Source organism: Paenibacillus sp. J31P190, from assembly GCF_059692075.1.
Genome location: NZ_JCAUAS010000018.1, coordinates 1 through 21,595 on the forward strand (window position 1 = coordinate 1; position 21,595 = coordinate 21,595).

General features: G+C 44.1%; 22 protein-coding genes, 1 tRNA gene and 1 pseudogene. 19 read left to right on the forward strand and 5 right to left on the reverse strand.

The annotated features are described in order from the left end of the window. The first annotated feature begins 589 nt into the window (after positions 1–589). The 5 genes and pseudogenes from AC58U0_RS25810 (at position 590) to AC58U0_RS25830 (ending at position 3,778) form a co-directional block, all read left to right on the forward strand. Entirely contained in the window at positions 590–1,102 is a 513-nt protein-coding gene (locus AC58U0_RS25810; protein ID WP_497381772.1) for a hypothetical protein, read from the forward strand. 271 nt (positions 1,103–1,373) lie between these two features. After that, entirely contained in the window at positions 1,374–1,901 is a 528-nt protein-coding gene (locus AC58U0_RS25815) for an RNA polymerase subunit sigma (RefSeq protein WP_497381773.1), read from the forward strand. 294 nt (positions 1,902–2,195) lie between these two features. Then, positions 2,196–2,546, forward strand: a complete 351-nt coding sequence (locus AC58U0_RS25820) for a YciI family protein (protein WP_056626071.1) — start codon at positions 2,196–2,198, stop codon at positions 2,544–2,546. A gap of 5 nt (positions 2,547–2,551) precedes the next feature. Continuing rightward, positions 2,552–2,764: pseudogene (locus tag AC58U0_RS25825) on the forward strand (sigma factor); the annotation flags it as partial. A gap of 165 nt (positions 2,765–2,929) precedes the next feature. After that, positions 2,930–3,778: an RNA polymerase sigma factor gene (locus tag AC58U0_RS25830; protein ID WP_497381900.1), complete on the forward strand. Its 849-nt coding sequence runs from the start codon at positions 2,930–2,932 to the stop codon at positions 3,776–3,778. A 77-nt stretch (positions 3,779–3,855) separates the two neighbouring features. Here the strand turns inward: AC58U0_RS25830 and AC58U0_RS25835 are convergent, their stop codons facing one another. Further along, the gene (locus AC58U0_RS25835) at positions 3,856–3,978 is read right to left on the reverse strand and encodes a hypothetical protein (protein ID WP_261305123.1); all 123 of its coding nucleotides are present in this window, start codon (positions 3,976–3,978) and stop codon (positions 3,856–3,858) included. A 195-nt stretch (positions 3,979–4,173) separates the two neighbouring features. Here AC58U0_RS25835 and AC58U0_RS25840 point away from each other — a divergent pair, with 195 nt between their 5' ends. Continuing rightward, on the forward strand, positions 4,174–5,253 hold the full coding sequence (locus AC58U0_RS25840; RefSeq protein WP_497381774.1) for an S-layer homology domain-containing protein: 1,080 nt from the start codon (positions 4,174–4,176) through the stop codon (positions 5,251–5,253). 266 nt (positions 5,254–5,519) lie between these two features. On the opposite strand, the gene AC58U0_RS25845 is transcribed toward AC58U0_RS25840, so the two are convergent. Continuing rightward, positions 5,520–5,795: a hypothetical protein gene (locus AC58U0_RS25845; protein ID WP_497381775.1), complete on the reverse strand. Its 276-nt coding sequence runs from the start codon at positions 5,793–5,795 to the stop codon at positions 5,520–5,522. A 169-nt stretch (positions 5,796–5,964) separates the two neighbouring features. On the opposite strand from AC58U0_RS25845, the gene AC58U0_RS25850 reads away from it, so the two are divergent. The 5 genes from AC58U0_RS25850 (at position 5,965) to AC58U0_RS25870 (ending at position 10,127) form a co-directional block, all read left to right on the forward strand. Then, complete coding sequence (locus tag AC58U0_RS25850; protein WP_497381776.1) at positions 5,965–6,450, forward strand: DinB family protein; 486 nt, start codon at positions 5,965–5,967, stop codon at positions 6,448–6,450. A 99-nt stretch (positions 6,451–6,549) separates the two neighbouring features. Then, positions 6,550–6,614, forward strand: a tRNA-Thr gene (locus AC58U0_RS25855). 218 nt (positions 6,615–6,832) lie between these two features. Next, positions 6,833–7,507 (forward strand): response regulator transcription factor, encoded by a 675-nt coding sequence (locus AC58U0_RS25860; protein ID WP_497381777.1) that lies wholly within the window; start codon positions 6,833–6,835, stop codon positions 7,505–7,507. Beyond that, a complete protein-coding gene (locus AC58U0_RS25865; protein WP_497381778.1) occupies positions 7,492–8,601 on the forward strand; it encodes a HAMP domain-containing sensor histidine kinase in 1,110 nt (369 codons plus the stop codon). Before AC58U0_RS25860 ends, AC58U0_RS25865 begins: the two co-directional genes overlap by 16 nt. 47 nt (positions 8,602–8,648) lie before the next feature. Next, on the forward strand, positions 8,649–10,127 hold the full coding sequence (locus AC58U0_RS25870; RefSeq protein ID WP_497381779.1) for a serine hydrolase domain-containing protein: 1,479 nt from the start codon (positions 8,649–8,651) through the stop codon (positions 10,125–10,127). A 247-nt stretch (positions 10,128–10,374) separates the two neighbouring features. Here the strand turns inward: AC58U0_RS25870 and AC58U0_RS25875 are convergent, their stop codons facing one another. After that, complete coding sequence (locus tag AC58U0_RS25875; RefSeq protein WP_497381780.1) at positions 10,375–10,779, reverse strand: VOC family protein; 405 nt, start codon at positions 10,777–10,779, stop codon at positions 10,375–10,377. A gap of 202 nt (positions 10,780–10,981) precedes the next feature. Here AC58U0_RS25875 and AC58U0_RS25880 point away from each other — a divergent pair, with 202 nt between their 5' ends. Together AC58U0_RS25880 and AC58U0_RS25885 are read left to right on the forward strand one after the other, a co-directional pair. Continuing rightward, positions 10,982–11,527 (forward strand): hypothetical protein, encoded by a 546-nt coding sequence (locus AC58U0_RS25880; protein WP_497381781.1) that lies wholly within the window; start codon positions 10,982–10,984, stop codon positions 11,525–11,527. Between the two features lie 48 nt (positions 11,528–11,575). Then, positions 11,576–12,040, forward strand: a complete 465-nt coding sequence (locus AC58U0_RS25885; protein ID WP_497381782.1) for an HAD family hydrolase — start codon at positions 11,576–11,578, stop codon at positions 12,038–12,040. Between the two features lie 206 nt (positions 12,041–12,246). On the opposite strand, the gene AC58U0_RS25890 is transcribed toward AC58U0_RS25885, so the two are convergent. Further along, positions 12,247–13,137, reverse strand: a complete 891-nt coding sequence (locus AC58U0_RS25890; RefSeq protein WP_497381783.1) for an AraC family transcriptional regulator — start codon at positions 13,135–13,137, stop codon at positions 12,247–12,249. A gap of 117 nt (positions 13,138–13,254) precedes the next feature. Between AC58U0_RS25890 and AC58U0_RS25895 the strand changes: the two genes are divergently transcribed. Next, on the forward strand, positions 13,255–13,440 hold the full coding sequence (locus tag AC58U0_RS25895) for a hypothetical protein (RefSeq protein ID WP_497381784.1): 186 nt from the start codon (positions 13,255–13,257) through the stop codon (positions 13,438–13,440). A gap of 382 nt (positions 13,441–13,822) precedes the next feature. Here AC58U0_RS25895 and AC58U0_RS25900 read toward each other — a convergent pair whose 3' ends face one another. Beyond that, positions 13,823–14,614: an AraC family transcriptional regulator gene (locus AC58U0_RS25900; protein ID WP_497381785.1), complete on the reverse strand. Its 792-nt coding sequence runs from the start codon at positions 14,612–14,614 to the stop codon at positions 13,823–13,825. Positions 14,615–14,784: 170 nt separating this feature from the next. On the opposite strand from AC58U0_RS25900, the gene AC58U0_RS25905 reads away from it, so the two are divergent. The 5 genes from AC58U0_RS25905 (at position 14,785) to AC58U0_RS25925 (ending at position 21,557) form a co-directional block, all read left to right on the forward strand. Further along, complete coding sequence (locus AC58U0_RS25905; RefSeq protein ID WP_497381786.1) at positions 14,785–16,227, forward strand: L-fucose/L-arabinose isomerase family protein; 1,443 nt, start codon at positions 14,785–14,787, stop codon at positions 16,225–16,227. Further along, entirely contained in the window at positions 16,224–18,701 is a 2,478-nt protein-coding gene (locus tag AC58U0_RS25910; protein WP_497381787.1) for a hypothetical protein, read from the forward strand. The genes AC58U0_RS25905 and AC58U0_RS25910 overlap by 4 nt, the downstream gene beginning before the upstream one ends. Positions 18,702–18,726: 25 nt before the next feature. Next, positions 18,727–19,605: an SGNH/GDSL hydrolase family protein gene (locus tag AC58U0_RS25915; protein ID WP_497381788.1), complete on the forward strand. Its 879-nt coding sequence runs from the start codon at positions 18,727–18,729 to the stop codon at positions 19,603–19,605. A 483-nt stretch (positions 19,606–20,088) separates the two neighbouring features. Then, positions 20,089–20,643 carry an SGNH/GDSL hydrolase family protein gene (locus tag AC58U0_RS25920; protein ID WP_497381789.1) on the forward strand — a complete coding sequence of 185 codons (555 nt, stop codon included), beginning with the start codon at positions 20,089–20,091 and terminating at the stop codon, positions 20,641–20,643. Positions 20,644–20,711: 68 nt separating this feature from the next. Further along, positions 20,712–21,557 carry an ATP-dependent DNA ligase gene (locus tag AC58U0_RS25925; RefSeq protein WP_497381790.1) on the forward strand — a complete coding sequence of 282 codons (846 nt, stop codon included), beginning with the start codon at positions 20,712–20,714 and terminating at the stop codon, positions 21,555–21,557. Positions 21,558–21,595 lie beyond the last annotated feature (38 nt).

The following is a 21,595-nucleotide window of genomic DNA, read 5'->3' on the forward strand; positions in this document are numbered from 1 at the left end:
AGGGACTCCCACCACTATCTGATTCTATCGTTCACCACTTTTATGGGATGTGAAATCCTGCGAACAAGCGAGCATACGTAAGAAAATCTAATCATTCTGAGGGAGGAATGTAAGGGCATAGACCCGTTGAGCCGTGGGAGGGTGAACCTCTAAGGAAATTGTGGAGTATGCGTGCAGTAGAGTATGATATGGGGAATTATTCCATATATTCCTCTGTTCCCGTATGCCCATAGTATGAACCAACGGTTCTAAGCAACTTACTATCTGAACGATCTTGATTTTCAAGGTGATGAAATCCTGCGAATGAGTGAGTATACGTGAGATAAACCCTTAAAACCGAGGGACGGCGAACGAGAGTTGAGTAAATGTTACACGATTGAAATCTTATTTTCATCTGGTATTAATCATTAAAGGTTATAATAAAAACCGAGCCCCTTTAAAATATAACTTAGACCCACAGCCCGTTGCTGTGGGTCTCTTTTTGTTATTAAGCTAAAGGGCAGGTTAACGCAACCTTTTCAGTTGTTCAACGTCCTATTTTATGGAAAATCTTCAAAGGAAAAGATGATTATAAGATGGGGGGGATGGTATGAAGCAGAAAACGGTTTTCAAGTTTGCTGTATTGATGCTTACTGTTTTACTATTGTTTTTTCTTGCGGTTTGTTCTTCCGAAAAAGCCCAACAAGTTCAAGATATAAAAACCGCAATGGGCAACGCAAATATAACTTATGAATCCATTCATCATATCGAAATAATTGATGAAGGTGTTGTTGTTTATTATATAACTACAGGTGGTTTAAACGAGGGATTCATTGAACGAAAAACTGATGGATGGAAATGGGTTTTTGGTGGAGGAAGTGCTGAAGAGTTCCCTCAAAATGGTGTTTCCTGGAACGTAACAAATGTAATTGATCGGGGTATTGGTTTAGCTTGTGGTGTTATAACAAACGAAAAGATTATCGGAATAACTTTTAATGGTGAACCCGCTAAGGTAGTTTCTACTAGTGGAAAGACGATTTGGTTTACTATTACAAATTCTCCAATAACTAATTTTCAAGTGAAAGGCTATACAAGTGATAATCAAGAAATTGTAGTCAATTAATTAAATCAATTGCCTTTGTTCAACGAAGAACTATAGTTGAGGGGCTTGCTTCGCGGCAGCTCCTCCTTTTGTTCATTCAAGTAACGGGCAGTAGAGCTTTGCAAAAGCTTGTAAAATAGATAAGTTTAAGTATAAAAAAGGATGTGGATTATTTTACCAAACTGTGATTCCCAACAATCCTATGTAGAATGCCGTCTTATCTAAAGGGAAACATTAACTGAAGTTGCGTAGAATACATAAATTTGCTGGTTTGAAAAGGAGCTATTAAATAATGAATATGAAAATTGTTTTAACATTGGCGGTAATACTTGTCGCACTTACAGGTTGCTTAAACAAGGAAAGCAAGATTGCTGACCAAACACCACTTTCGACTACACCTCCAACCTCATCACCTGATTTTAAGTTATCAGCCAAAGAACAAGAGGTATATAACAACTTTCAAAAAGATTTAAATGAACAGCATTTAAAAGGGTTAGAACCAATTAGTGTAGCTAAGATATACGTTCAAGCCACATCGGATAATAAAAGAGATGTCATTTATGCTCTGTATACGGATAGAAAAGGGCATGTTCTATGGACAAAAGAAGAGTTTGAAAAATTTCCAGTTTCAGACAGAGGGACAAAAGAAGAGATTCTTAAACCATTTAGAAATATTGAAACAGGCAAGTTCATACAAACAAGCGATTTTGAAGGATATATTGAGTATCTATCAAGAAAAGACGCAGAAGCTAAGTCTGGTTTCCAAATGATTAAAGACGAAGATGGTATCTGGAACGTTGCATTTCAACCTATTCAATAAACCTTCATTAATCTAACGGATAACTATAGTTCAATATCAAAAGCTGCCGAGGCAGCCCTTCATTCAAATAACAGATAGGATATCCCCAATATGTGATATTATTTTAACATAATAGAATGACGAGAAATTTAATAACAAAGGTATGCTCCGGAGCAGAAATGGTAGCAAGCGACATCGGGCCATCTGACATTCAAAAAAATATTTTCGCATAATGTAGAAATCCATCGAATTGGATCGTCATTATAGTGAAGACATGAAACAACCCCAATATGAATGTTGAGAGGAGCAAAAACCATGAATTACACACTGTTAATGTATGAAACGACGGAGGATTTCGCCAAACGAAAAGATCCGATTCACAAGGAGGCATATGCCGCAAGCTGGGCCCATTATGTCAAAGCGATGCTCGATTCAGGCATTGTTGTAAACGGTGCAGGTCTCGAGGCCCCCGAAACCGCAACCACGCTTAGCCTCAGGGGTGGTGAATTGCTGGTTCAGGATGGCCCGATCACCGAAACCAAGGAGCATCTTGGCGGTTTGATGATCATCGACGTACCAGATTTGGACACCGCATTGGAATGGGCAGCACGTTGTCCCGGTAGCTCGGTTGAGGTTCGCCCTAACTTGCATCCAGTTTCGTTATGAGCACCATGCATGCTCATCAACTGATTGAACAGACGGCCCGTGATTCCTACGGCCGTCTGGTTGCTTTTCTGGCTGTGCGCTGGCGTGACCTAGCCGCAGCGGAGGATGCGCTTGCCGACGCTTTCCTGGCCGCGCTTGAATCATGGCCTGCGACAGGAGTGCCAGATAATCCCGAGGCCTGGCTGCTTACTGCTGCGCAGCGCAGACTGATCGACAGTACCCGGCATGCCAGGGTGCATGCTGGTGCGGAACAGACTTTGATCGCAATGGCGAAAAATACGCAGAAATGGTCCGAAATCGAAGCGTCTTTTCCGGATGAACGGCTCAAGATGCTGTTCATTTGCGCCCATCCCGAAATTGATCCAGCCGTGCGTACACCGCTCATGCTCCAGTCAGTACTTGGCCTTGACGCAGCCCGCATTGCTTCTGCCTTCGTTGTTAAGCCTGCAACGATGGGGCAGCGGCTTACCCGCGCGAAAGCGAAACTGAAAAGCGGTGTCATTATATTCGACTTGCCTGGGAAGGACGAATGGCCTGAGCGCCTTGAAGCTGTACTTGAAGCTGTCTATGCAGCCTATGGAAGCGGCTGGGATGATGTGGCAGGTGTAGATCCACGCCGGAAAGGAATGGCCGAAGAAGCGATTTTCATGGGAAGACTGATCTTACGGTTCATGCCGGGAGAACCGGAAGCGCTGGGATTAATGGCGCTTATGCTGCACTGCGAAGCACGCCGCCATGTGCGGCGCAATGAGGCAGGTGACTATGTTCCGATAACTGAACAGGATCATTCTCGTTGGTCAGTCATGATGATCGAGGAGGCGGAACATTGCCTTCGTGTTGCTGCGCAAGGAAACCGCATCGGGCGGTTCCAACTTGAAGCGGCGATTCAATCCGTGCACGCCCAGCGTGCCTGGACTGGCCGAACGGAGTGGGAAGCGATCGCATTGCTGTACGAGGGGCTCGTACGTATCGCGCCAACGATCGGCGCAATCGTCGGCCGGGCGGCAGCCGTTGCTGAGGCGCGTGGGGCCGAAATCGGGATGGCGGTGCTGAAAGAAGTGCCGGCCGATGCGGTCAAGAGCTATCAACCTTATTGGGCCCTAAGCGCCCATTTGTTCAAGCGGATGCAGAGGTTCGAACAAGCCCGTGCCGCGTACAGCCGCGCCATCGGATTGTGCATGGATCCCTCCATCCGCGAATTTCTGGAGAAGCAAGCTGGAGAATGTGAGTAGTCAGGTCTGTCGTCATGGATGTCTAAATCCAGGGACAGATCTTTTTTTGTTTTGTTCTCAAAATGCGATTGACATATTCACACGGGCTCCACGATAGTTACGGCATCAAGTTTCATTTCAATATTAACTTCAGATGTTTTGCCGATTTCGTTCGGTGAGATTGATCCGATAACAACACGCATCGTTGACGGCTGTGCCATGGATAATTTGCACCCGCTTATGATCATCGACGCAGCAGGCATAAGATAGCACGATTTACTAAAGTTTTTTGCTCACTTATGATTAAACTATCGGGCAGGATAATGGAATAAATTGTATGTTATAATGGATCCTGAATCATAGATTCGGTATCTGATTCCCTCGAATTATCAATTGTTATATTAAGGAGAAGGATTTTGAAAACAAAACTAATGAAATTAATGATTTGCGGAATAACTCTTAATATGTTGATGTTGCATACGGTTTCGTTTGCCTCTTCAAATGATGGAATTGTTAGTCGTCACACAATAGATTCAAGCGACCTTGCTGAACAGGTAAAGTTTAAGTGGATTGATATTAATATGGATCCTGTCGACCTGAAGAATCATTGGGCAGAACGCGTGTTTCAATGGGCAATAGTAAATAATATGATTGATGGTTATTCGGATGGAAGCTATCAGCCTAACCGTCCGATGTCCGAGGTAGAGTTTTTGAAAACATTTTATAGGGCATTTGGCGCAGCGCTTTCCGTCAGTATAGGGGAAGATTGGACGAATGGCCCCTATAGGCTTGCCTTCATGTGGAAGCACCCCGTACAAGGAACTGACGATAAATCATTAAGAGTTAAGCCAATCACAAGAAGTCAGGCTGCAGAGATCATTGCCTCAGCGCAAGGTGTAAATTATCAAGGTGATGAGGCAATTAAGTTTTTGTTAGGCAATGGGCTTGCATCGGGTAAAACTTTACCTACTCTAGAAGGCTTTTCTGGTAGTGATGTTTTAACGAGAGCAGAAGCCGTCCAATGGATCCGAAGATTAAAATTGAAGGGTGTTGGTAAAATTCTTCAAAGGCCAACGACCCCTTCGGACCCCAAGCTCTTACCGCCTTTGAACTCAGGAGTTATGGAGGATATTCAAGATTTCGTAACGGTTCCCTTGCTGAAGGAAGATTTAAATTTAATAGATAAGCAAGGAAATGTAGTCATCAAATTTGGAACCCCTAAGGAGTACTTTGATAGTAAATACGGGGTTTCTAAAGAGCAAAATGTTGTCAAAATGGAGATGTATGGGCAGCTTTCTGTTCATTTTGATAAGAATGGTGGAATGGACGCATGGTCAATTGATGATTCTTCCCTCATACAATCTAACTTCCAGACAAATCAACGGATAGTTCTTAATGAGAATACTTTGTTCGATGTACTCCAGACATATGGAACGGAAGGTTATGGAGGAAATGGGATTGCTGAATATTATTATGAAAGGTCGGTGACGATTTAATACCTCGCCCATCTCGCTCTCAAATTGTAGATCCAAACAATACTTATGTTATTTCATTTACATTTGATCAAATAACCCACAGGGTCAGATTTATTTTTGTATCAACGCATTTATTTGCCTCAAATCCACTAAGAGAGAATTAAGATGTTGGCGTGGAAAATAGAGGTTAAAAGCAAAAATTAGGAAGGAAATTATATTAAACTAACGGAAAACGATAGTACCAACACTGGTAAGTAATACAAAAAACTACCCGAAGGTAGTTGACTCTACAATTTCTTAAAGTTAAGAACAAGTCCACCAGTGCCTTCTAGACTCACAACCCATTTTAATGCGTTGCCTGATCCTATTTTTGCGCTCACAGATACTTGAAGATTGTTTAATTCAAAGTTGGTAAACTTGGCTGCGATTTTTTCAACGATTTCTTGAGTAAAGGGAACAAGTTCTTCATTGGTGTCGTCTTCTGTTAAGTCGTCGAGTGTATTAAAGGATTTTTCAACAGTTTCTTTTTTGACTAGAATATAGAGCTGGATGTCATCTGGCATAATATCATCATCTCCCTACAATTAATAGGAAAATTATACCATTATGTAGTTTTGAAGTCAGTAATTTAATGTAATTCTTGCATGAACGGAGCCTAGACTAACGAGGAACGTCAGCTCAACATGAACATTAACAGGCCGCCGCATATCATTAAGAAGGAGTGTGGAAAGTATGTTTCATGTAAAAGATATTTTATCCGATCAGTTATTAGCAAATGCTAATGACCCTAGTTGGTACCTACCATTTTCAGATGCAGTTGAAAATTTGTCAGAGGAAGTAGCGTTTTGGAAACCTAGTGAAGATAGTAATAGTATCGCTGAAATTGTGCAGCATTTACTTTATTGGAATGAAACTTGGCAAACCAGGTACCAAAAATCTCATGTCAATGCTGTGCCTTCCATAGGAAATAATAATAAAAGTTTTATAATCCCGAAAGATCAAAAATTCACTGACTTAAAAGAACGATTATTAGAGGTGCTTTTACAATGGCAAGATCTACTTACTGAAGAAAAAGTCGAAAGTGATGTAAATGGTTTCCCAGAGACTGCCAAGTGGTGGGAGATACTCGGAAATGTGTCAACTCATAATGCATATCACATTGGTCAAATCTGTTATATTCGGAAGCTACAAAAGAGCTGGAAAGTAGATACAAACTAAGAAAAATCACCTAGAATAAATAGTGAAGAAGCTTGCAACGCGGCAGCTCCCCTTTTGTTCATTCAAGTAACGGGCAGTTTAGTGGAATAGAGAAGGCTTAACTCAGCTGGGAGAGCGCATTGCTGGTAGCGATGAGGTCAAGGGTTCTACCCCCTTCGGCTCCATAAAAGTAAAAGTTACCTGCAGGGTGGCTTTTTTCTTTTATGATTTTGGGGAGGTGCCTCCCTCCAAGGGGGTCATACTGTACGGAGTGAGCGTAGCTAGTACATCGGGGTCCCCGCAAAGTAATCGGAGTAGGCTCCACTTTACACCGCTTGGGATGCCAAACGATTTTTGTTATGCTGGATATAGACGATTTGTAAATGGGAAGCAGGGAAGGCATATGAAAAAGATACTGATCATAGATGATGAAGCCGATCTTCGAAAACTGCTGACGGATTACTTTGAAATTAACGGGTATTTTGTTATGACGGCGAGGAACGGCAATGAGGCGTTGCGGCAAATTGAAAATCAACCGGACCTTGTTTTGCTGGATATCAATATGCCTGAGCTTAACGGTCTTGAATTATGCAGGAAAATCCGGCACTTTGTATCCTGCCCTATTTTATTTCTAACAGCCCGCGTTGAGGATGCGGATAAAATATCAGGGTTTCGAGCCGGAGGGGATGATTATATTCTAAAGCCGTTCAGTATCCATGAACTGGGCTCAAGGGTAGAGGCGCATTTACGCAGGGAAATGCGCAGTCAAAATAAAACGTCGATAAAGTTTAGTGAAGGTTTGGTCATAGATTATTCTGCTCGTGCACTTTTTTTCCATGACGTACAAATTTCCTTGGCAAAAAAGGAGTTCGATATTATTGAGCTGTTGTCGACACATCCCGGAATGGTGTTTGATAAAGAGCGCATTTATGAAAAAGTATGGGGTTTGGATGATGAAGGCGACAGCACCGTGATAGCGGAACATATCAGGCGAATTCGTTTCAAATTGAAAGAGCATGGCTGCGAAAACAGGATAGAAACTGTCTGGGGAGTAGGATACAAATGGCGAAAATCATAAGCTGGCTGCGACTGAAGCGTATGACCTTGCTGCAATCATTCATCTTCTTATGTTGTCTTACGCTCATCACCGTTCTAGTCGTCATCACATTGGAGTTTAGATGGGCGGAAAGCATACGGCTACGATTTGCCGACCATTCTTCCGTAAACGATTGGGTGTTGCCTTCCCTCGTTTCGATGGTGCTGTTAACTGTTGCCGTCGGTATAGTCCTGATGGCCAGCCACTTTTATAGATGGAAACTGAAAAAGCCGCTTGAAATACTGATGAAGGCATCGGAGAAAATATCGGCGAACGATTTAGGGTTTCATATTTCTTATGATGGTAATGATGAGATGGGCGATCTGTGCCGTGCATTTGAAAAAATGCGCGGTCAATTGGAAAAAAATTATAAAGCTCTTTGGCGATCGGTTGAGGAACGCAAACAACTTAATGCTATTTTTGCCCATGACCTGAGGACGCCCTTATCTGTCCTGAAAGGATATTCCGAGTTTCTGACCACCTATCTGCCCCAAAACAACATATCCGAGGAAAAACTCCTGGACATGATTCAAACTATGAAAGTCCATATTGTACGTCTTGAAAGCTACACTGAGGCCATGAATTCGATTCAAAAGCTGGAGGACATGCCTGTACACAGCCATGCGGTTGAAATGGATCTTCTGACCTCCTTGCTGAATGACATCGCCCGACAAATAACCGGACAATCTGGCAAGACTTTCGGCTCGTCCATTGCTGCGGATTCGAAAAAAATAGCTGTCGATATACATTTGGTGATGCAGGTTTTTGAGAATTTGATAGCTAATGGAGTGCGTTATGCTTCCAGCCATGTGAGTATTCATTATAGCGTCTGCAAGGGCTTTTTTTCCATAACAGTCACGGATGACGGCACCGGTTTTTCTGACGCAGCGCTTCAAAAGGCCGTGCTTCCTTTTTATCGCGGAGATGTATGGGATGCAAATGCGCATCATGGATTGGGACTTTATATTTGCAAAGTACTGTGCGAAAAGCATGAGGGGAGTCTGCATGTTGAAAACAGCTCCCATGGTGGCGGGAACGTAACAGCAAGTTTCTTTACGGGGTTGATAAATAGTTGAAAATTATCAATTAGTATTTCCTTATCATGTGATTAAGGAGTGCTACTATGACATTCGTTCAAAAGAAAATATGTCTATGTTTGAGTTGTTTACTGCTGATTTTGTCAATCTTGTCTAAACCTGTTTCCGCAATTGAAGTTCGAAACAAAGCTGAGATTCAACATGAAATTGATGACTACGTCACAAAAAACATGAAAGTCAGTCATATTAAGGGCGCGGCTCTTGCAATAGCCAATAACGAAGAGGTGTTCTATGCACAAGGTTACGGTGCATTTTCAGATGGCCGTGATATCACAGGCAGTACCCCCTTTCCCATTGCTTCATTAAGCAAATCTTTTACGGCACTAACCGTCCTGCAGATGGTGGAAAAAGGAATAATCAACCTTGACGCGCCATACACATCATACTTTCCCGACCTCTCACCTGAGGACGAACGTGTTCGCAATATTACGATCCGGAATTTACTGAATCAGACAAGCGGTCTTAATGACAAAGTGGATCCCGACATGACAAATTCCCCTCAATATCTATCGCTGCAAGAGATTAACCAATCATTGAACACGGTTAAGCTTGCCAATGATCCTGGAACAGACTATAGCTACCACAATCCTAATTATCAATATTTGGCTCTTCTTGTGGAGAAAGTAAGCGGACAGAGTTTCTCTGCTTACCTGGAAAATAATGTATTTGATCCTCTGGGGATGAGCCATACCTTTAACGTCAGTACCACAAAGCAAATCAATGAGAATCCTGCCATTCCGCGGGGGCATTATCTATTATTTGGCCATCCTGTAAGCCAAGCTGAGCCCATTTGGTTTATTGATGGTCCCGCCGGTATTATTTCAACTCCAATAGACATGGCAAAATGGTTGCTTGCCCAATATAACGGCCGTCTTCTTCCCCCAGAGTTGATGGAGCAATACCATACAGCCGGACAGAGCAGCCCGTATGGAATGGGGTGGCTTGCAGAAGAGGATGAACATGGGGGCCGGACGATTTCCCATAGCGGAATTTTCTGGACGTATAAGGCGGAAGAAACAATATATTTGGATAAGCAGTTGGGCATCACGATGATGTTTAACTCCGGTTTAAACGCTTTTGTCGATTATTCAGCTTTTGTCGACGGGATCGCACGGATTATAAAGGGCGAAAAGGCCGTAACTTCTATCTTTAACAGCAGAAACATTGAGATGGTTATGATTCTGCTGGTGATTGCGACGACTCTTAGGGGTGTATATACACTCTTCCATATCAATAGGAGCAAAAAGAGCATCACGACCGGAAAATTGATTACTTCATCGGTAGGGAGACTGCTCCCTATCTTGATTCTCTTGTTTCTGTCACCACTATCTACATTTATTGGCGCTGGGCGAGTTTTGCCTTGGTTCGGACTATGGACCACCATGCCATCTCTGATTATATGGCTGGCTGTATTATCGTTGGTAAATATAACGATTTTGGTATGCCGTTTCAAATTGTATTACCGTACTAAGAAGAGGAGTAATTTTGAAACTGACGCCCGATGAAGTCGCGTGCCTGGAAGAGCCGTATGTGCCACACCCGATGGGCGGGTTAAACTAACGGATAACGATAGCTCAATTACAAATAGGCTGCCAGCATCAGCGAGGGTCGCGAAATAGATCCATTTCTCAATAAATAATGAAGAACCTAGATAAAATGAAGAGACCATAGCTCGTTGCTATGGTCTCCTTCTATGAAGCGGTCAGCAAAATTACTAATTACAAAACTCGCCTCATTCACTTCAACTGTCCGTTAACGCCTACCGCTGAACCGTTTGATCGCTTCCTCGGTCACCGGCGCGAAGAGGTTAACCAGGTTGCCGTCGGGATCGCGAAACAGCACAGCACGGTTCCCCCACGGCATCGTGGTTGGTTCCTTTACCCACTCGTTGACAAACGGCTTCAAGCGCTCGTATTCGGCATCGACATCGTGGACGCGGAACTCGATGATGACAGTGTGATTGTCGGCCGCCACTGCGGAACCAGCGCCGAACAGTTGCACCGTCTGGGAGTGGCCGATTGCCAGGGTGCACGATGGCACAATGAGTTCGGCAAAGACGGGCGCGGGGCGTTCCGCCGAAACACCCATGACTTTCTCATAGAACTCGACGAGACGATCCACGTCGTCGGTAATGATGCGTACAGAAGCAAAATTCACGAGATACCATCCTTCCTATAATAAATGATACAATACCGTATCATATCATTTTGGGCCAAAATACTTCGCATTTATCTCCCACTCCTTTATGATTACTTACTCCGATTATAAAAAAACATTACTGACAACAGTATGTCAGTAGTGTTTTAACATTTTTTGGGCTTCCTCCAGAATTCGATTTCGGAATGTATCAGTACACGATATGGATGTTGCAAACGGAGCCAATCCGCCAGGGATTCATATCGGTTATGAGGATAACCACGACAGGTTTTTACATAACATTATTGTCGCAAATTCTCAGTTCGACAACCCTGAAACCGATATCGATTTTCAAAAGGGCGATTCCAAAGGGAAGTTGTACGAATTTATCGGGCCCCCTTTACGAGGCAGCTGGGTAGAAAAAATGGACAGTAATTTGTTTTATAACGATTTAGGCCATTTCCTAGCCACTGTTCATTTCCGACCGCTTGGCAGCAGCAGCAAAACCTTTACGCTGGAGGAATGGCAAACGCTTGGGCTTGATCTAAACTCGGTATATGGCGATCCATTATTCGTTGATCCGGAGCAAGATGATTATAGAGTGAGGAATGAGTCGCCGGCCTTAAAGCTTGGATTTAAAAATTTTGAAATGAATCAATTCGGGCTTCTTCAGGATTTTAAACTTAGATCGCGCTTTCTGTATGACTTCTTAAATGAACCATATAGAATTCCTTGCCCCGCTAAAATAGATGTGGGAAACTATAGTTAAATATCAGAAACTATATATTCTGTATGCCAGACCGAAAGGATAGACGCTATGCATCTACTTATTCCTGGACAAGAAAACCTTTTAATTAATCATCTCGTTTTAGATTTTAATGGAACGATTGCTCTAGACGGACTGATTTTGCCTCATGTTAGGGAAAAGCTTAAAGAACTAGACAAATTACTTAAGATTCATGTATTAACCGCTGATAGTAACGGTAGTGCGGCTAGAGAATGTGAGGAATTACCCGTGGAGTTGCACGTTATCGGCAAGGATAATCAACGGGAGGCGAAAAGCAGTTTTGTTCGTAAGCTTGCATCAGGTGTTGCTGTCCTAGGCAACGGGGTAAATGATGAGCTAATGTTTCGTGAAGCCGATCTTTCAATCGCTGTAATAGGGAAAGAAGGCTGTGCAACGGCGGCTTTAATGGCTAGTAAAATTGTCGTCACAGACGTAATTGATGGATTGAATTTGTTAATCATGCATCATCGGCTTATTCCAACGCTCAGAAAGTGATCTGTTGGTCAAAGCTAGAAATGTGCCGCTCTAAAAAGAGATACGTAGAAGAAACGACAGGGGATTATCTTCCCCTGTCGTTTTGATGTTTTACGCCAACAGAGAGGGGATGATTAGAATATCCTGTTCCTCTTAAGCTAGTTTAGTTTTTTTGCGCTTGCGTGACAGCCTTCCACTCCTACTCATCGCAGCGTTCATGCGCCATACTACCTCACAGGTCCAGTGTTCCGATATTGCTGAGGGGCGACGCCTTCGATCTTTTTAAACATCCGGCTGAAGTAAAAAGGATCTGGATATCCGACTTCCTCAGCAATTTCCTTAACGCTTTTAGCTGTATTGCGCAGCAGATGTTTGGCGTGTTGGGTTTTAAGTTCATGGATGTAGTGATGGATGTTCGTTCCAGCATATTTTTTAAACACCTGACAAAGGTATTCATATTTTCGCTCCAGCACCCGCTCCAACGTTTCTTTGGAAATGTCCGACTCGTAAAAATTGTTCAAATGGTTGACCAGCTTGCGGAATGTCAGGTAAGAAGCGGGGAAAGCCGTGTCCAGGTGGCTCTGCTCCAAGAAACCACTCGCCATGAGCCGAAGTATTTCGCCCAGCAAAAGGGTAGCATGAAAACGAAAATAACCGTTCGGTTGTTTCATTGTCTCTACTAGTTCTTCAAATAAGCCGAGCAGCTTATACCGCTGTAAGGAACGAAACTGACGAGGCACTACAAGCAAATCCTCATGAAGGATTTCAGTGGTTCTTAGTTCCGTACGCTCGGCATGGACAATATTAAGCTCGGACGCCCGATCCAACACGAATTCATTCAGGCCGGGTTCACAGGAAAATTGCACCCAAAAAAATTGGCCCTGTCGTTCATGGGGATTCCAACCGGAATGCGACTCCCATGGCATCATAAGCAGCGATTCACCGGTTTGTAGCGTCGTGCGGGTTTCGTTAGTCTGCAAATGAACCGTTCCGTCGGCAATGACGATCAGTTCGTAGTAGGGATTATGATGCCGACCGAAAAAGGTGTGATTATTCGCATCGAAAAGATCCGCCCATTTAACATCGAGCTTGGACAATCGGGACAGAGCGTAGTACATGGCATGACAACCTCCGATGTTATTTCTTTCGAGAACACAACTATGTACATGGCTCCATGAAGGAGCCGTTCCTATAATGAAATTATTACCATTATATCAAATGACGGAGGAGTACACATGAGCATCAGCATTTTAAATGAACAGGATTACTATCGAATCGTATACTGGGGATGGCTTGGTAAAAATATCGGCGGAACGCTTGGGGGGCCCGTCGAAGGCAAGAAAGAGCTGCTGGAATTGACCTTTTATCCTGTGTTGCCTGACGGTCCGCTGGAGAACGATGACTTGGATCTGCAACAATAAGCTATTTTACGTTTAGACTCAACTCATAGATCTGGCTAACAATAATCCATTCGTCGATACCCCATCGTCGTCCGTGATTCGAATGGTTTAAGCAAACTGTCAGCCGGAGCCTTCCGTTATTTTACAAGCCCAGGCTAACTGGCCTCTTCTGAAAATATTATTTCCCCTGCCGTAATCAACACGAATCCGGAGTCATTAGATTTTAGCGGAACGTAGAAGCTTTATTTTGTTCAAAACCGCGTATTTCACGTTTTCGCGGAACGAGGAGCCTCTATTACCTGCTTTCGAGGTGTAAAAACCGATAAACGCCAAAATAGCGCCCTCACGTTCTGCGAACCGGACCTAATTCAACATAATCACCGAAATAGCGCCCCCTGGTTCCTTAAGATTTCCATATCTTCACCTTTTCCTTCACGTAGGTCGAGGGCAGGGTGCCGGTGCATTTTTTAAACACTTTGTTAAAATAAGACTGCTCGCAAAATCCGAGAAAATCGGAGATTTCTCCTACGTTCATCTGTGAGTTGGTCAACAGGTCGCAGGCGGCGGCAATGCGGATTTGCTGGATGTAGTCAGTGACGGATTGTCCGGTAACCTGTTTGAAAATGGTGCTGACATAGTTAGGGGTTCGCTCCACGTGTTTAGCTAATTCGGTCACGGAGATGGTGCGGTGATAATGATTAAGAATATAGGCTTGAAGCAGCATAACGATACTATAGGATTTGCCCTGTATCGATTGAGAATCGATTTCTTCGTTGATGATAGCAAGCATTTCAAGCAGGATGCTGTGGCAAATGGTGTCCGAGTAGGGAGATTTGCGCAGCCAATGCTGGGTCAGCAGTGAAAATCTCTGCTTGATATAGTCAAAGTTAAAAGGCTTGGTTAAACAACGATCTGGGGCAATTAGCATAGGAAGTCCATCCCCGTCACCTTGATAATGAAAGTGAGCGACATACATGTCATGAGCTTCTTTGCTCGAATTCAACGCACTGCGCCAAACCCCTTGGGGAACAAATATAAGATCGCCTTTTTGCATAGTAAAGGTATGGTCTTCAACCGTGTAGAAAATGGTTCCACTTGTAATGAGGATTAAAATATGATTGTTCGTCTTACTTTTTGGTACATGCCAGTTGTTTGGCTCACAATGCTCGAAATAGATAGCAACCGGTTCGATCATAGAAGGCTCCTTTTGACAAATTCTCTCGTCTTTGTTGAGGTTGATGATCATCTTCTTATTGTAACTGAAATCGTAGAATAATTGAAATAATTATTGGATTGTTCATTGTTTCAATAGACCGATTTTACTAAGCTTAAAGGGTAAACTTGCCGAGGAGGATGAAGAGTGAAATGAGTACTTTATTCAAAAAAGCAAAAGCGCGAGTCGGCGTTATGACGGTTGGTCACGAGCCTTATTGGGCACAATTTCCGGGATTAAAAGAGGAGTTAGAGGGCTACGGCCGTGAATTTGAGGAAATGCTTCGCAAACATGACGTCGAGGTAGTCTCGGCAGGCTTTGTCGATGGTGTAGATAAGTCTTTTGCTGCATCTTCATATTTGAAAAGCCAAGATGTTGATTTCCTATTTTGCTTCTTGAGCACGTATGTGACGTCTTCGACTGCTGCTACCCCTATCCTGAATTTGTCCGTTCCGACGGTACTTGTTGCTTTGCAGCCAAGGAAGCGTCTTGACTACCGCAATACAACGACGTATATGCAGTTAGTCAACGATAATATATGTTCACTCCCTGAAATAGGCGGTGTGCTTGTCCGAGCAGGAAAGCCTGCGGCAGGGATGATCGTAGGTACGCTCTATGATGATGAACGCGCGATGAAGGAGTTACAAGGATGGTGTCAAGTCGCCAATACGCGCAGAGCATTCAAATATGCCAAAATCGGTTATATGGGGCATACCTATGAGGGCATGTATGATATGAACTCCGATCCGACGGCTTTTACGGCTTTCTTTGGCTCCCATGTGCAAATGCTGGAGATGTGCGATTTAGCCAAGCTGGTAAATGGGGCAACATCTAAGGAAACGGCCGACAAACTGGATGAAATTAAAAGCGTTTTCAAAATATCCGATCCATTTATCGATCCGGTGACAAGACCGATTAAGCAGGAAGATTTGGAATGGTCAGCTAAAGTGGCAGTCGGGCTGGATAAGCTGATTTTGGAATTTGGGTTAACAGGTTTGGCCTATTATTACCGAGGGCTGGACAATAATGAATATGAACGGATCGGATCGAATATGGTACTCGGCAACTCACTGTTGACGGGCAAAGGGGTTCCGCTTGCCGGTGAAGCCGACTTGAAAACGTGCGCAGCGATGTTGATCATGGATCGTCTCGATGCTGGGGGCTCGTTCGCGGAGCTGCATCCATGCGACTTCGTCGATGATATCGTACTTGTTGGACATGACGGACCGCACAACATCAAGATTAGCGACGGGCAGCCGATCATTCGCGGATTGGATCTGTTTCATGGCAAAAGCGGTTCGGGAATCGGCGTCGAATTCAGCATCAAATCGGGTCCTGTTACTTTGCTGAGTATTTCACAAACAGCTGAAGGTAAATTCAAAATGATCGCCACGGAAGGCGAATCCATCAAAGGGGAAATTCCGCAGACAGGAAACACGAATACACGTTGTAAATTTAATTACAGCGTTGCAGAATTCGTGGAAAGATGGTGTTCAGCGGGTCCTACGCATCACTTTGCGCTTGGCGTGGGGCATGTGGGTTCGAAGATCCGTAATGTCGCCAAAGTACTGGGCATTGAGGTGGAAATCGTATGAGTATGAATATACCCGTTAATCCAAAACGTACTTTGCAAAGAGTCACATTGGAAATGAGCTTAAAGCCTTTTAAAAGTATGGCGCCTGAAGACATAGAAGCCGTATGTGCGGAAGCGATCCGCCAGTGGCTTCCTCTGATCGGCATGGCAGACAGCTGCTCCATGCTGTTGTGGGTCGCTGACGGAAGCGAAATCCTAGTCTGGGACGGCGATTTGCAGCGTGAGATCGAATGGGCCCGCTACATCGGATTCGCCAATGAGGAGTACTTCGGCCACATCAAGGATGACAAAGATCCGCGAATCGCCAAACCATACATCAGCGAGCCGGCCCGAATCACCTACGGTGATTTGCAATTCATTATCACAACCTTTAAAAAAGTTGCAGCTGAGCGTTACGGCATTCGCATGGAAGTGGGAGCCACCTTTGATGCAGGGCCGGAATTTGCCTACTCGGATTTCAAATACAAGCTGCATCCGGAAATCAATCGCGCCGAAGTAAATGGGAAATTCATCTCCCTGAAGGCGGACTATACGGTCGTATGCGGTTGGTCGAAGCTGAAATCGGATAACGCCTCTTATGCGGCTTACCCTGACGGTATTCCCAATGACACAGCGTTTGGGGAGTTTCTCGGTAGGCAGTGTGCAAGCTTTTTACCTACATTAGGCTTTGATTACATTTGGTTTTCCAATGGATTCGCTTTATCGTACTTTCCCTGGACGTATCTGGGAGCTAATTACGATGGCACGCAGCTTGCTTTGGCGGAGTATGAAGAGCTGTCGTCGAAGATGCTGTCGTTCTGGGAACTATTCAAGCAGGAGTGCTCGACTTACCGGACCGAAATACGCGGGACGAACTACGGAACGGGCATGGATCTGGCCAAGGATTGCATTCCTTTGCTTGAACTTTACGAAAGAAACTATATCGAATTTCCACCGCCGAACTCGCCTTGGGGAGCACTTAATTACGATTTCGGCTTGGAGTTGACAGGTTACATGTCGCGCATTGCTGTGCTGCCGGGACAGACTTACCCGTACCGCTTCTATGCCAATGACCCTTGGTTCTGGCAGAATCCGTGGTGGGATCTGTACGACCGAGAACCGCATGACATCTATTGTCCGCTCTCTGTTGCTCGCGTTAACGCTGATGGAGAATTGGAGAGCCCGCGTGTCGTGGAAATTTTGACCATTGATACGGAAAAAGGCGAGCTAAATGAAGATGTACCGATGGAGGTTATTCCTCATATCAAGAAGGCCTTCAAAGACGCGCCTGATCAGCCCGGAATTCTAACCTGGTTGTATCCGTTTCGAGAGCTGCATGAAGCTATGGCTGAATCGGGCGAGTATTCGAGCAACGTTTTTTTCAATGATTGGTTTGTGCGTAATGCGATTAACCAAGGGCTGCCGCTTAATACGGTTCTTAGCACCGATGACTTTTTCGCCATGCAGGACGAAGCCATCCATAAGCTTCAAGATACGATATTGTTTACATCAGCCTTTTGGATAAAAGGGGAGAAGGCGCAGCGAATCGTCGAGTATGTCCGTCAGGGAGGAAAGATACTCATCTACGGCACTGTTGAAGATCCGGCTCTACGCCAACTGCTAAATCTCAGAGCCGAGCATGCGCTCGAAGGTACTTTCTCTGTTAACCTGTCACTGCCGGAAGATACGATCACGAGTGTTGAACAACAGAGGGGAAAAGGGACTCATCTGCTTGATCACAGCTCGCACATTTCTGGCGGTGGGTTGAGTGAGGTCGTGAATGATGCGGCTGACCCTTTTACGCAAGTACATGCAACAGTGAAGCAGAATGGACTAGAGCGTACGTTTACGCTAACTAGAGCCTTACCTGAATGGGACGGAGGAAAGGTCGGTTGGGTACGCGGATCGCTGCCTTTTCAATCGGCCGGAGTGACACATCTGCCAGTAAGGCAGGAAATGGAGTTCATGGATAGCTCAGTTATTGTGCGTTATTTGCTGCAGCAATTTGGTTATTCCTTCTTCCAGACTAAGGGAGACGAAGGTGCAAATCCAGCGCTTATGTTTATCGCCAGACACGACAACGGGTTCATTCTTACCGGTTGCAAACAGGACACTTCCGTAACGCTGCAGCTTCGCTTTCCAGATGGTGCTCCGGTCATCCCTGGACAATCCGCCATCATTGGGGAAGGAAAAGCTACTTATGCGCTTGATCGAACGTATCATGACGAATGCCGAGTTTTTGTTCATCAAAAACAAACGTCCCTCATTACGTCCAGAGAAAACCAGCCTTTTCCGACATCGAAGAAACGCCCTGTCCGTAATATTAGCGTTTACAATCTAACTGAGGCAGACGTGACCATTTACCCGCCAATTGCAGCCCTGCAGTCAGGTATTGTTGAAGTGAAAAATGGTGAACAATATTTGGATTTATCCGGTAAAATAGGAAATCGCGTACTATTATCTAAGATTAGCGGTACAATTGATATATCATGGTAAAGGTCATCTTCTAGGGAGAGAAAATATGAATACTCATAATCAGGTAAGCGAATCGATTGTTATGATAGCTGCGGAACCACATAAGCTGCGTTTCCGTCAACTGGTGAGAAACAGCTTTCGCTTGCGCAGCAAAGCATCTTCTCAAAATCTTGAAAGTACACGGTACTCAGAAGGAATAGACTTCATCGTCGATTATGAGAGCGGCACGATCCGGCGTACGGCAGCCAGCTCCATCCCAGATTGGGACAAGCATCCGCTTTACGGGAAATTAGACTACAATCATAGCGATTACCCTGATATCACGAATCATTCGTATACCCTTTATGCTGATTATGAATATTACGATCCGACTGCGGCCACAGAAGCCGCAGCGGTCGGATCAGAAACGATGTCACGGATTCTCGCAAAGCTGACAAACGGCGAAGCCATCAAATACGTCGTGTTCGGCGATAGCATCAGTACAGGTGCGGAAGTAAGCGAGGAAGCAAATAAATTTTACAATCGATTTGCAGAAATGGTCAGAAAGCGATTCCCCGGGGCGGTTATCGATGTGCAGATGAAAGCCATCGGCGGAGAAAGCAGCGAGGGAGGGTTAAAGCGTCTGCAAGAGGATGTCATCGCGCAAGCTCCTGATTTGGTAACGATTGGTTACGGGATGAATGATCAAAATAAGCAAGCAAATGGAACGAATGCGACTTCCCCCGAGCAATTTGAACGGAATATAGCAACAATGATCGAAGCGATTGGGCAGCATACGGAAGCAGACATCGTTCTCATCACCCCCTGTCTTCCGAATCCGTTATGGAAATATGCCAGCCCGAATGTGACCGACTACTCCGACAAACTGCGAGAGTTGGGCTTAAAAACCGAATCGGGGTCGCTGACCTTCAGCGGATATGGCTAGACGAGCTTGCTGCGGGTAAAACACACGAAAGCTTGCTAATTAATAATGTGAACCATCCAAACGATTATGGTCATAGCTTATATGCGCAGGCTTTAAATATTCTTCTAAGTTCTAATTGAGAAGTGGGTAGGTGATCGTATGAACATACAGTGGAGGAAATGGCGGTTTTCGATATTTACTAAGCTTGTCCTGACATTCTTAATTGTGATTTCACCGCTGTAAAGCTTGGAACGCGGATCAACGAATGGGGATCAGATATCGTCAAAAACGAAATTTCCAAGTCGCTGCAGTCTTAAGTTCAATTTTACCGCATCTTATTGGAGAATGAGATGTATAGAATGGTAAGTCTACAGCGTGAGTATGTGAATGACGATGATTTGCTTGCTTTAAGTCTAACCAAGGACAACATGTCAACCTATCAGCGTATAGAAGCGATGAAGAGATTTCAGCGCAGACTAGAGCTTATGAAGCAATCAAGCATATATGTGGAGTGGTATCCCCCTCATCTCCCGCATCGTTGCTACGGACGATTTATCTGGTAACCTGACGCAACAGGAGCTAGAGAAATTAAAGCAAAGCGTGCTTCAATCTAGATCGCTCATTGTCCAATCGAATAATAAGCTATTCATCCGTGAGCACTATCCGAACCCAATGATTTCAAGTACTCGTAATCCCATTTTTGCGCCCAGTACGGAACGTCTCAGAGAGACACTCCCTGAGTTTATTCGAATTTTTCGATCCCGATACTCCGAAGTGCCCATTCTGGTCGTTTCACAAATCCGGCTTGCGAAGGAGGCATTCGATGTCCATATGTTTCGAACACGGGAGGAGCGGAGGCAATTCCAACAGGAAACAGTAGAACGATTGCGGCGAAGCGGAGATCATCACATCCATTTTCTTAATGGAGAAGAGATGCTTGGATTAGAATACGGGGAATGCACAGTAGATGGCATACATCCGTCCGATTTAGGCTATAAGAGAATGAGTGAAGCACTAAAACCGCTACTGGAAAACCTTTTGCATCCTTACCTTAAATGAGTTTTCCTCCAAGTTCCATTAGGCAGATGAATAACAGTGAAGTATCATTTAGCTTAGGGTGATTAAAAATGTTCATTTCTCCTATGCTTGCATACAACGCAAAAGATAATAAACCATTTTACAGTAAAAATCATATAGCGGAAATAAAATTAGAGGGTCTTAGGTGTATTATTTCCAATATGGATAAACTCTATGTTTATACGGGGCATAATAACTTGATCACAAATAAATTCCCGGAGTTGTATAAATGCCCTCTGCCTGAAGGAACAATACTTGATGGTGCATTAATGATTATTGATGAGCAAGGGAAACCAGACTTTGAAGCCATGTCGGCCAGGTTTTTATCAAGGAAAAACAAAACACCTGTGATATTCTGCGCATTCGACATCTTAAGATACAAAGGAATCGATGTCACGGGACTAACCTTACTGGGGCGTAAAGAACTGTTGGACAAGGCTTTCATTGAAAATGAGAACTATAAAAAGGTGAAAGTGTTTGAAGGGAACGCAGTAGAATATTTTGAGCAGGTTCGTGGGCGGGGTCTTGAGGGCATCATCATTAAATCTAAAAAAGAAAATTCCAAATACGAAATAGAAAAACGCTCCAAACAGTGGCAAAAGGTGATCAATTGGACTTATGCGGATGTATACATATCCGGTTACAGAAAAAATAATTTTGCCTTATTGGCCTCTATTGATGCAGCTGATGGCTCCAAGTTACCAGTAGGGGTTATTGAGTCAGGTGTTACAATAAGTCATCAGAAAGCCCTTGATAGTGTAAAGAATCGTTTGGTCTTTAAGGAAGACAAGAATTTTGCTTATATGGAACCACGCATTATGGCGAAGATTAAGACTAGAAATTGGACGAAAAGCGGAAAACTTAGGTCGCCAGTATTCATGGAATTCGTTATCTAAATAAAAAAGACTGAAATCACCAAAGGAGGAAGTGGTGG

What these genes read in the sequence shown, in the direction of transcription:
- AC58U0_RS25885 (WP_497381782.1), top strand. Translation starts at nt 11,576, where the DNA reads ATGCATCTACTTATTCCTGGACAAGAAAACCTTTTAATTAATCATCTC.
- AC58U0_RS25920 (WP_497381789.1), top strand. Translation starts at nt 20,089, where the DNA reads ATGTGGAGTGGTATCCCCCTCATCTCCCGCATCGTTGCTACGGACGAT.
- AC58U0_RS25835 (WP_261305123.1), bottom strand. Translation starts at nt 3,978, where the DNA reads ATGGCACAGCCGTCAACGATGCGTGTTGTTATCGGATCAATCTCACCG.
- AC58U0_RS25870 (WP_497381779.1), top strand. Translation starts at nt 8,649, where the DNA reads ATGACATTCGTTCAAAAGAAAATATGTCTATGTTTGAGTTGTTTACTG.
- AC58U0_RS25820 (WP_056626071.1), top strand. Translation starts at nt 2,196, where the DNA reads ATGAATTACACACTGTTAATGTATGAAACGACGGAGGATTTCGCCAAA.
- AC58U0_RS25910 (WP_497381787.1), top strand. Translation starts at nt 16,224, where the DNA reads ATGAGTATGAATATACCCGTTAATCCAAAACGTACTTTGCAAAGAGTC.
- AC58U0_RS25925 (WP_497381790.1), top strand. Translation starts at nt 20,712, where the DNA reads ATGTTCATTTCTCCTATGCTTGCATACAACGCAAAAGATAATAAACCA.
- AC58U0_RS25810 (WP_497381772.1), top strand. Translation starts at nt 590, where the DNA reads ATGAAGCAGAAAACGGTTTTCAAGTTTGCTGTATTGATGCTTACTGTT.
- AC58U0_RS25915 (WP_497381788.1), top strand. Translation starts at nt 18,727, where the DNA reads ATGAATACTCATAATCAGGTAAGCGAATCGATTGTTATGATAGCTGCG.
- AC58U0_RS25900 (WP_497381785.1), bottom strand. Translation starts at nt 14,614, where the DNA reads ATGATCGAACCGGTTGCTATCTATTTCGAGCATTGTGAGCCAAACAAC.
- AC58U0_RS25905 (WP_497381786.1), top strand. Translation starts at nt 14,785, where the DNA reads ATGAGTACTTTATTCAAAAAAGCAAAAGCGCGAGTCGGCGTTATGACG.
- AC58U0_RS25895 (WP_497381784.1), top strand. Translation starts at nt 13,255, where the DNA reads ATGAGCATCAGCATTTTAAATGAACAGGATTACTATCGAATCGTATAC.
- AC58U0_RS25865 (WP_497381778.1), top strand. Translation starts at nt 7,492, where the DNA reads ATGGCGAAAATCATAAGCTGGCTGCGACTGAAGCGTATGACCTTGCTG.
- AC58U0_RS25830 (WP_497381900.1), top strand. Translation starts at nt 2,930, where the DNA reads ATGCTCCAGTCAGTACTTGGCCTTGACGCAGCCCGCATTGCTTCTGCC.
- AC58U0_RS25845 (WP_497381775.1), bottom strand. Translation starts at nt 5,795, where the DNA reads ATGCCAGATGACATCCAGCTCTATATTCTAGTCAAAAAAGAAACTGTT.
- AC58U0_RS25850 (WP_497381776.1), top strand. Translation starts at nt 5,965, where the DNA reads ATGTTTCATGTAAAAGATATTTTATCCGATCAGTTATTAGCAAATGCT.
- AC58U0_RS25880 (WP_497381781.1), top strand. Translation starts at nt 10,982, where the DNA reads ATGGATGTTGCAAACGGAGCCAATCCGCCAGGGATTCATATCGGTTAT.
- AC58U0_RS25890 (WP_497381783.1), bottom strand. Translation starts at nt 13,137, where the DNA reads ATGTACTACGCTCTGTCCCGATTGTCCAAGCTCGATGTTAAATGGGCG.
- AC58U0_RS25815 (WP_497381773.1), top strand. Translation starts at nt 1,374, where the DNA reads ATGAATATGAAAATTGTTTTAACATTGGCGGTAATACTTGTCGCACTT.
- AC58U0_RS25860 (WP_497381777.1), top strand. Translation starts at nt 6,833, where the DNA reads ATGAAAAAGATACTGATCATAGATGATGAAGCCGATCTTCGAAAACTG.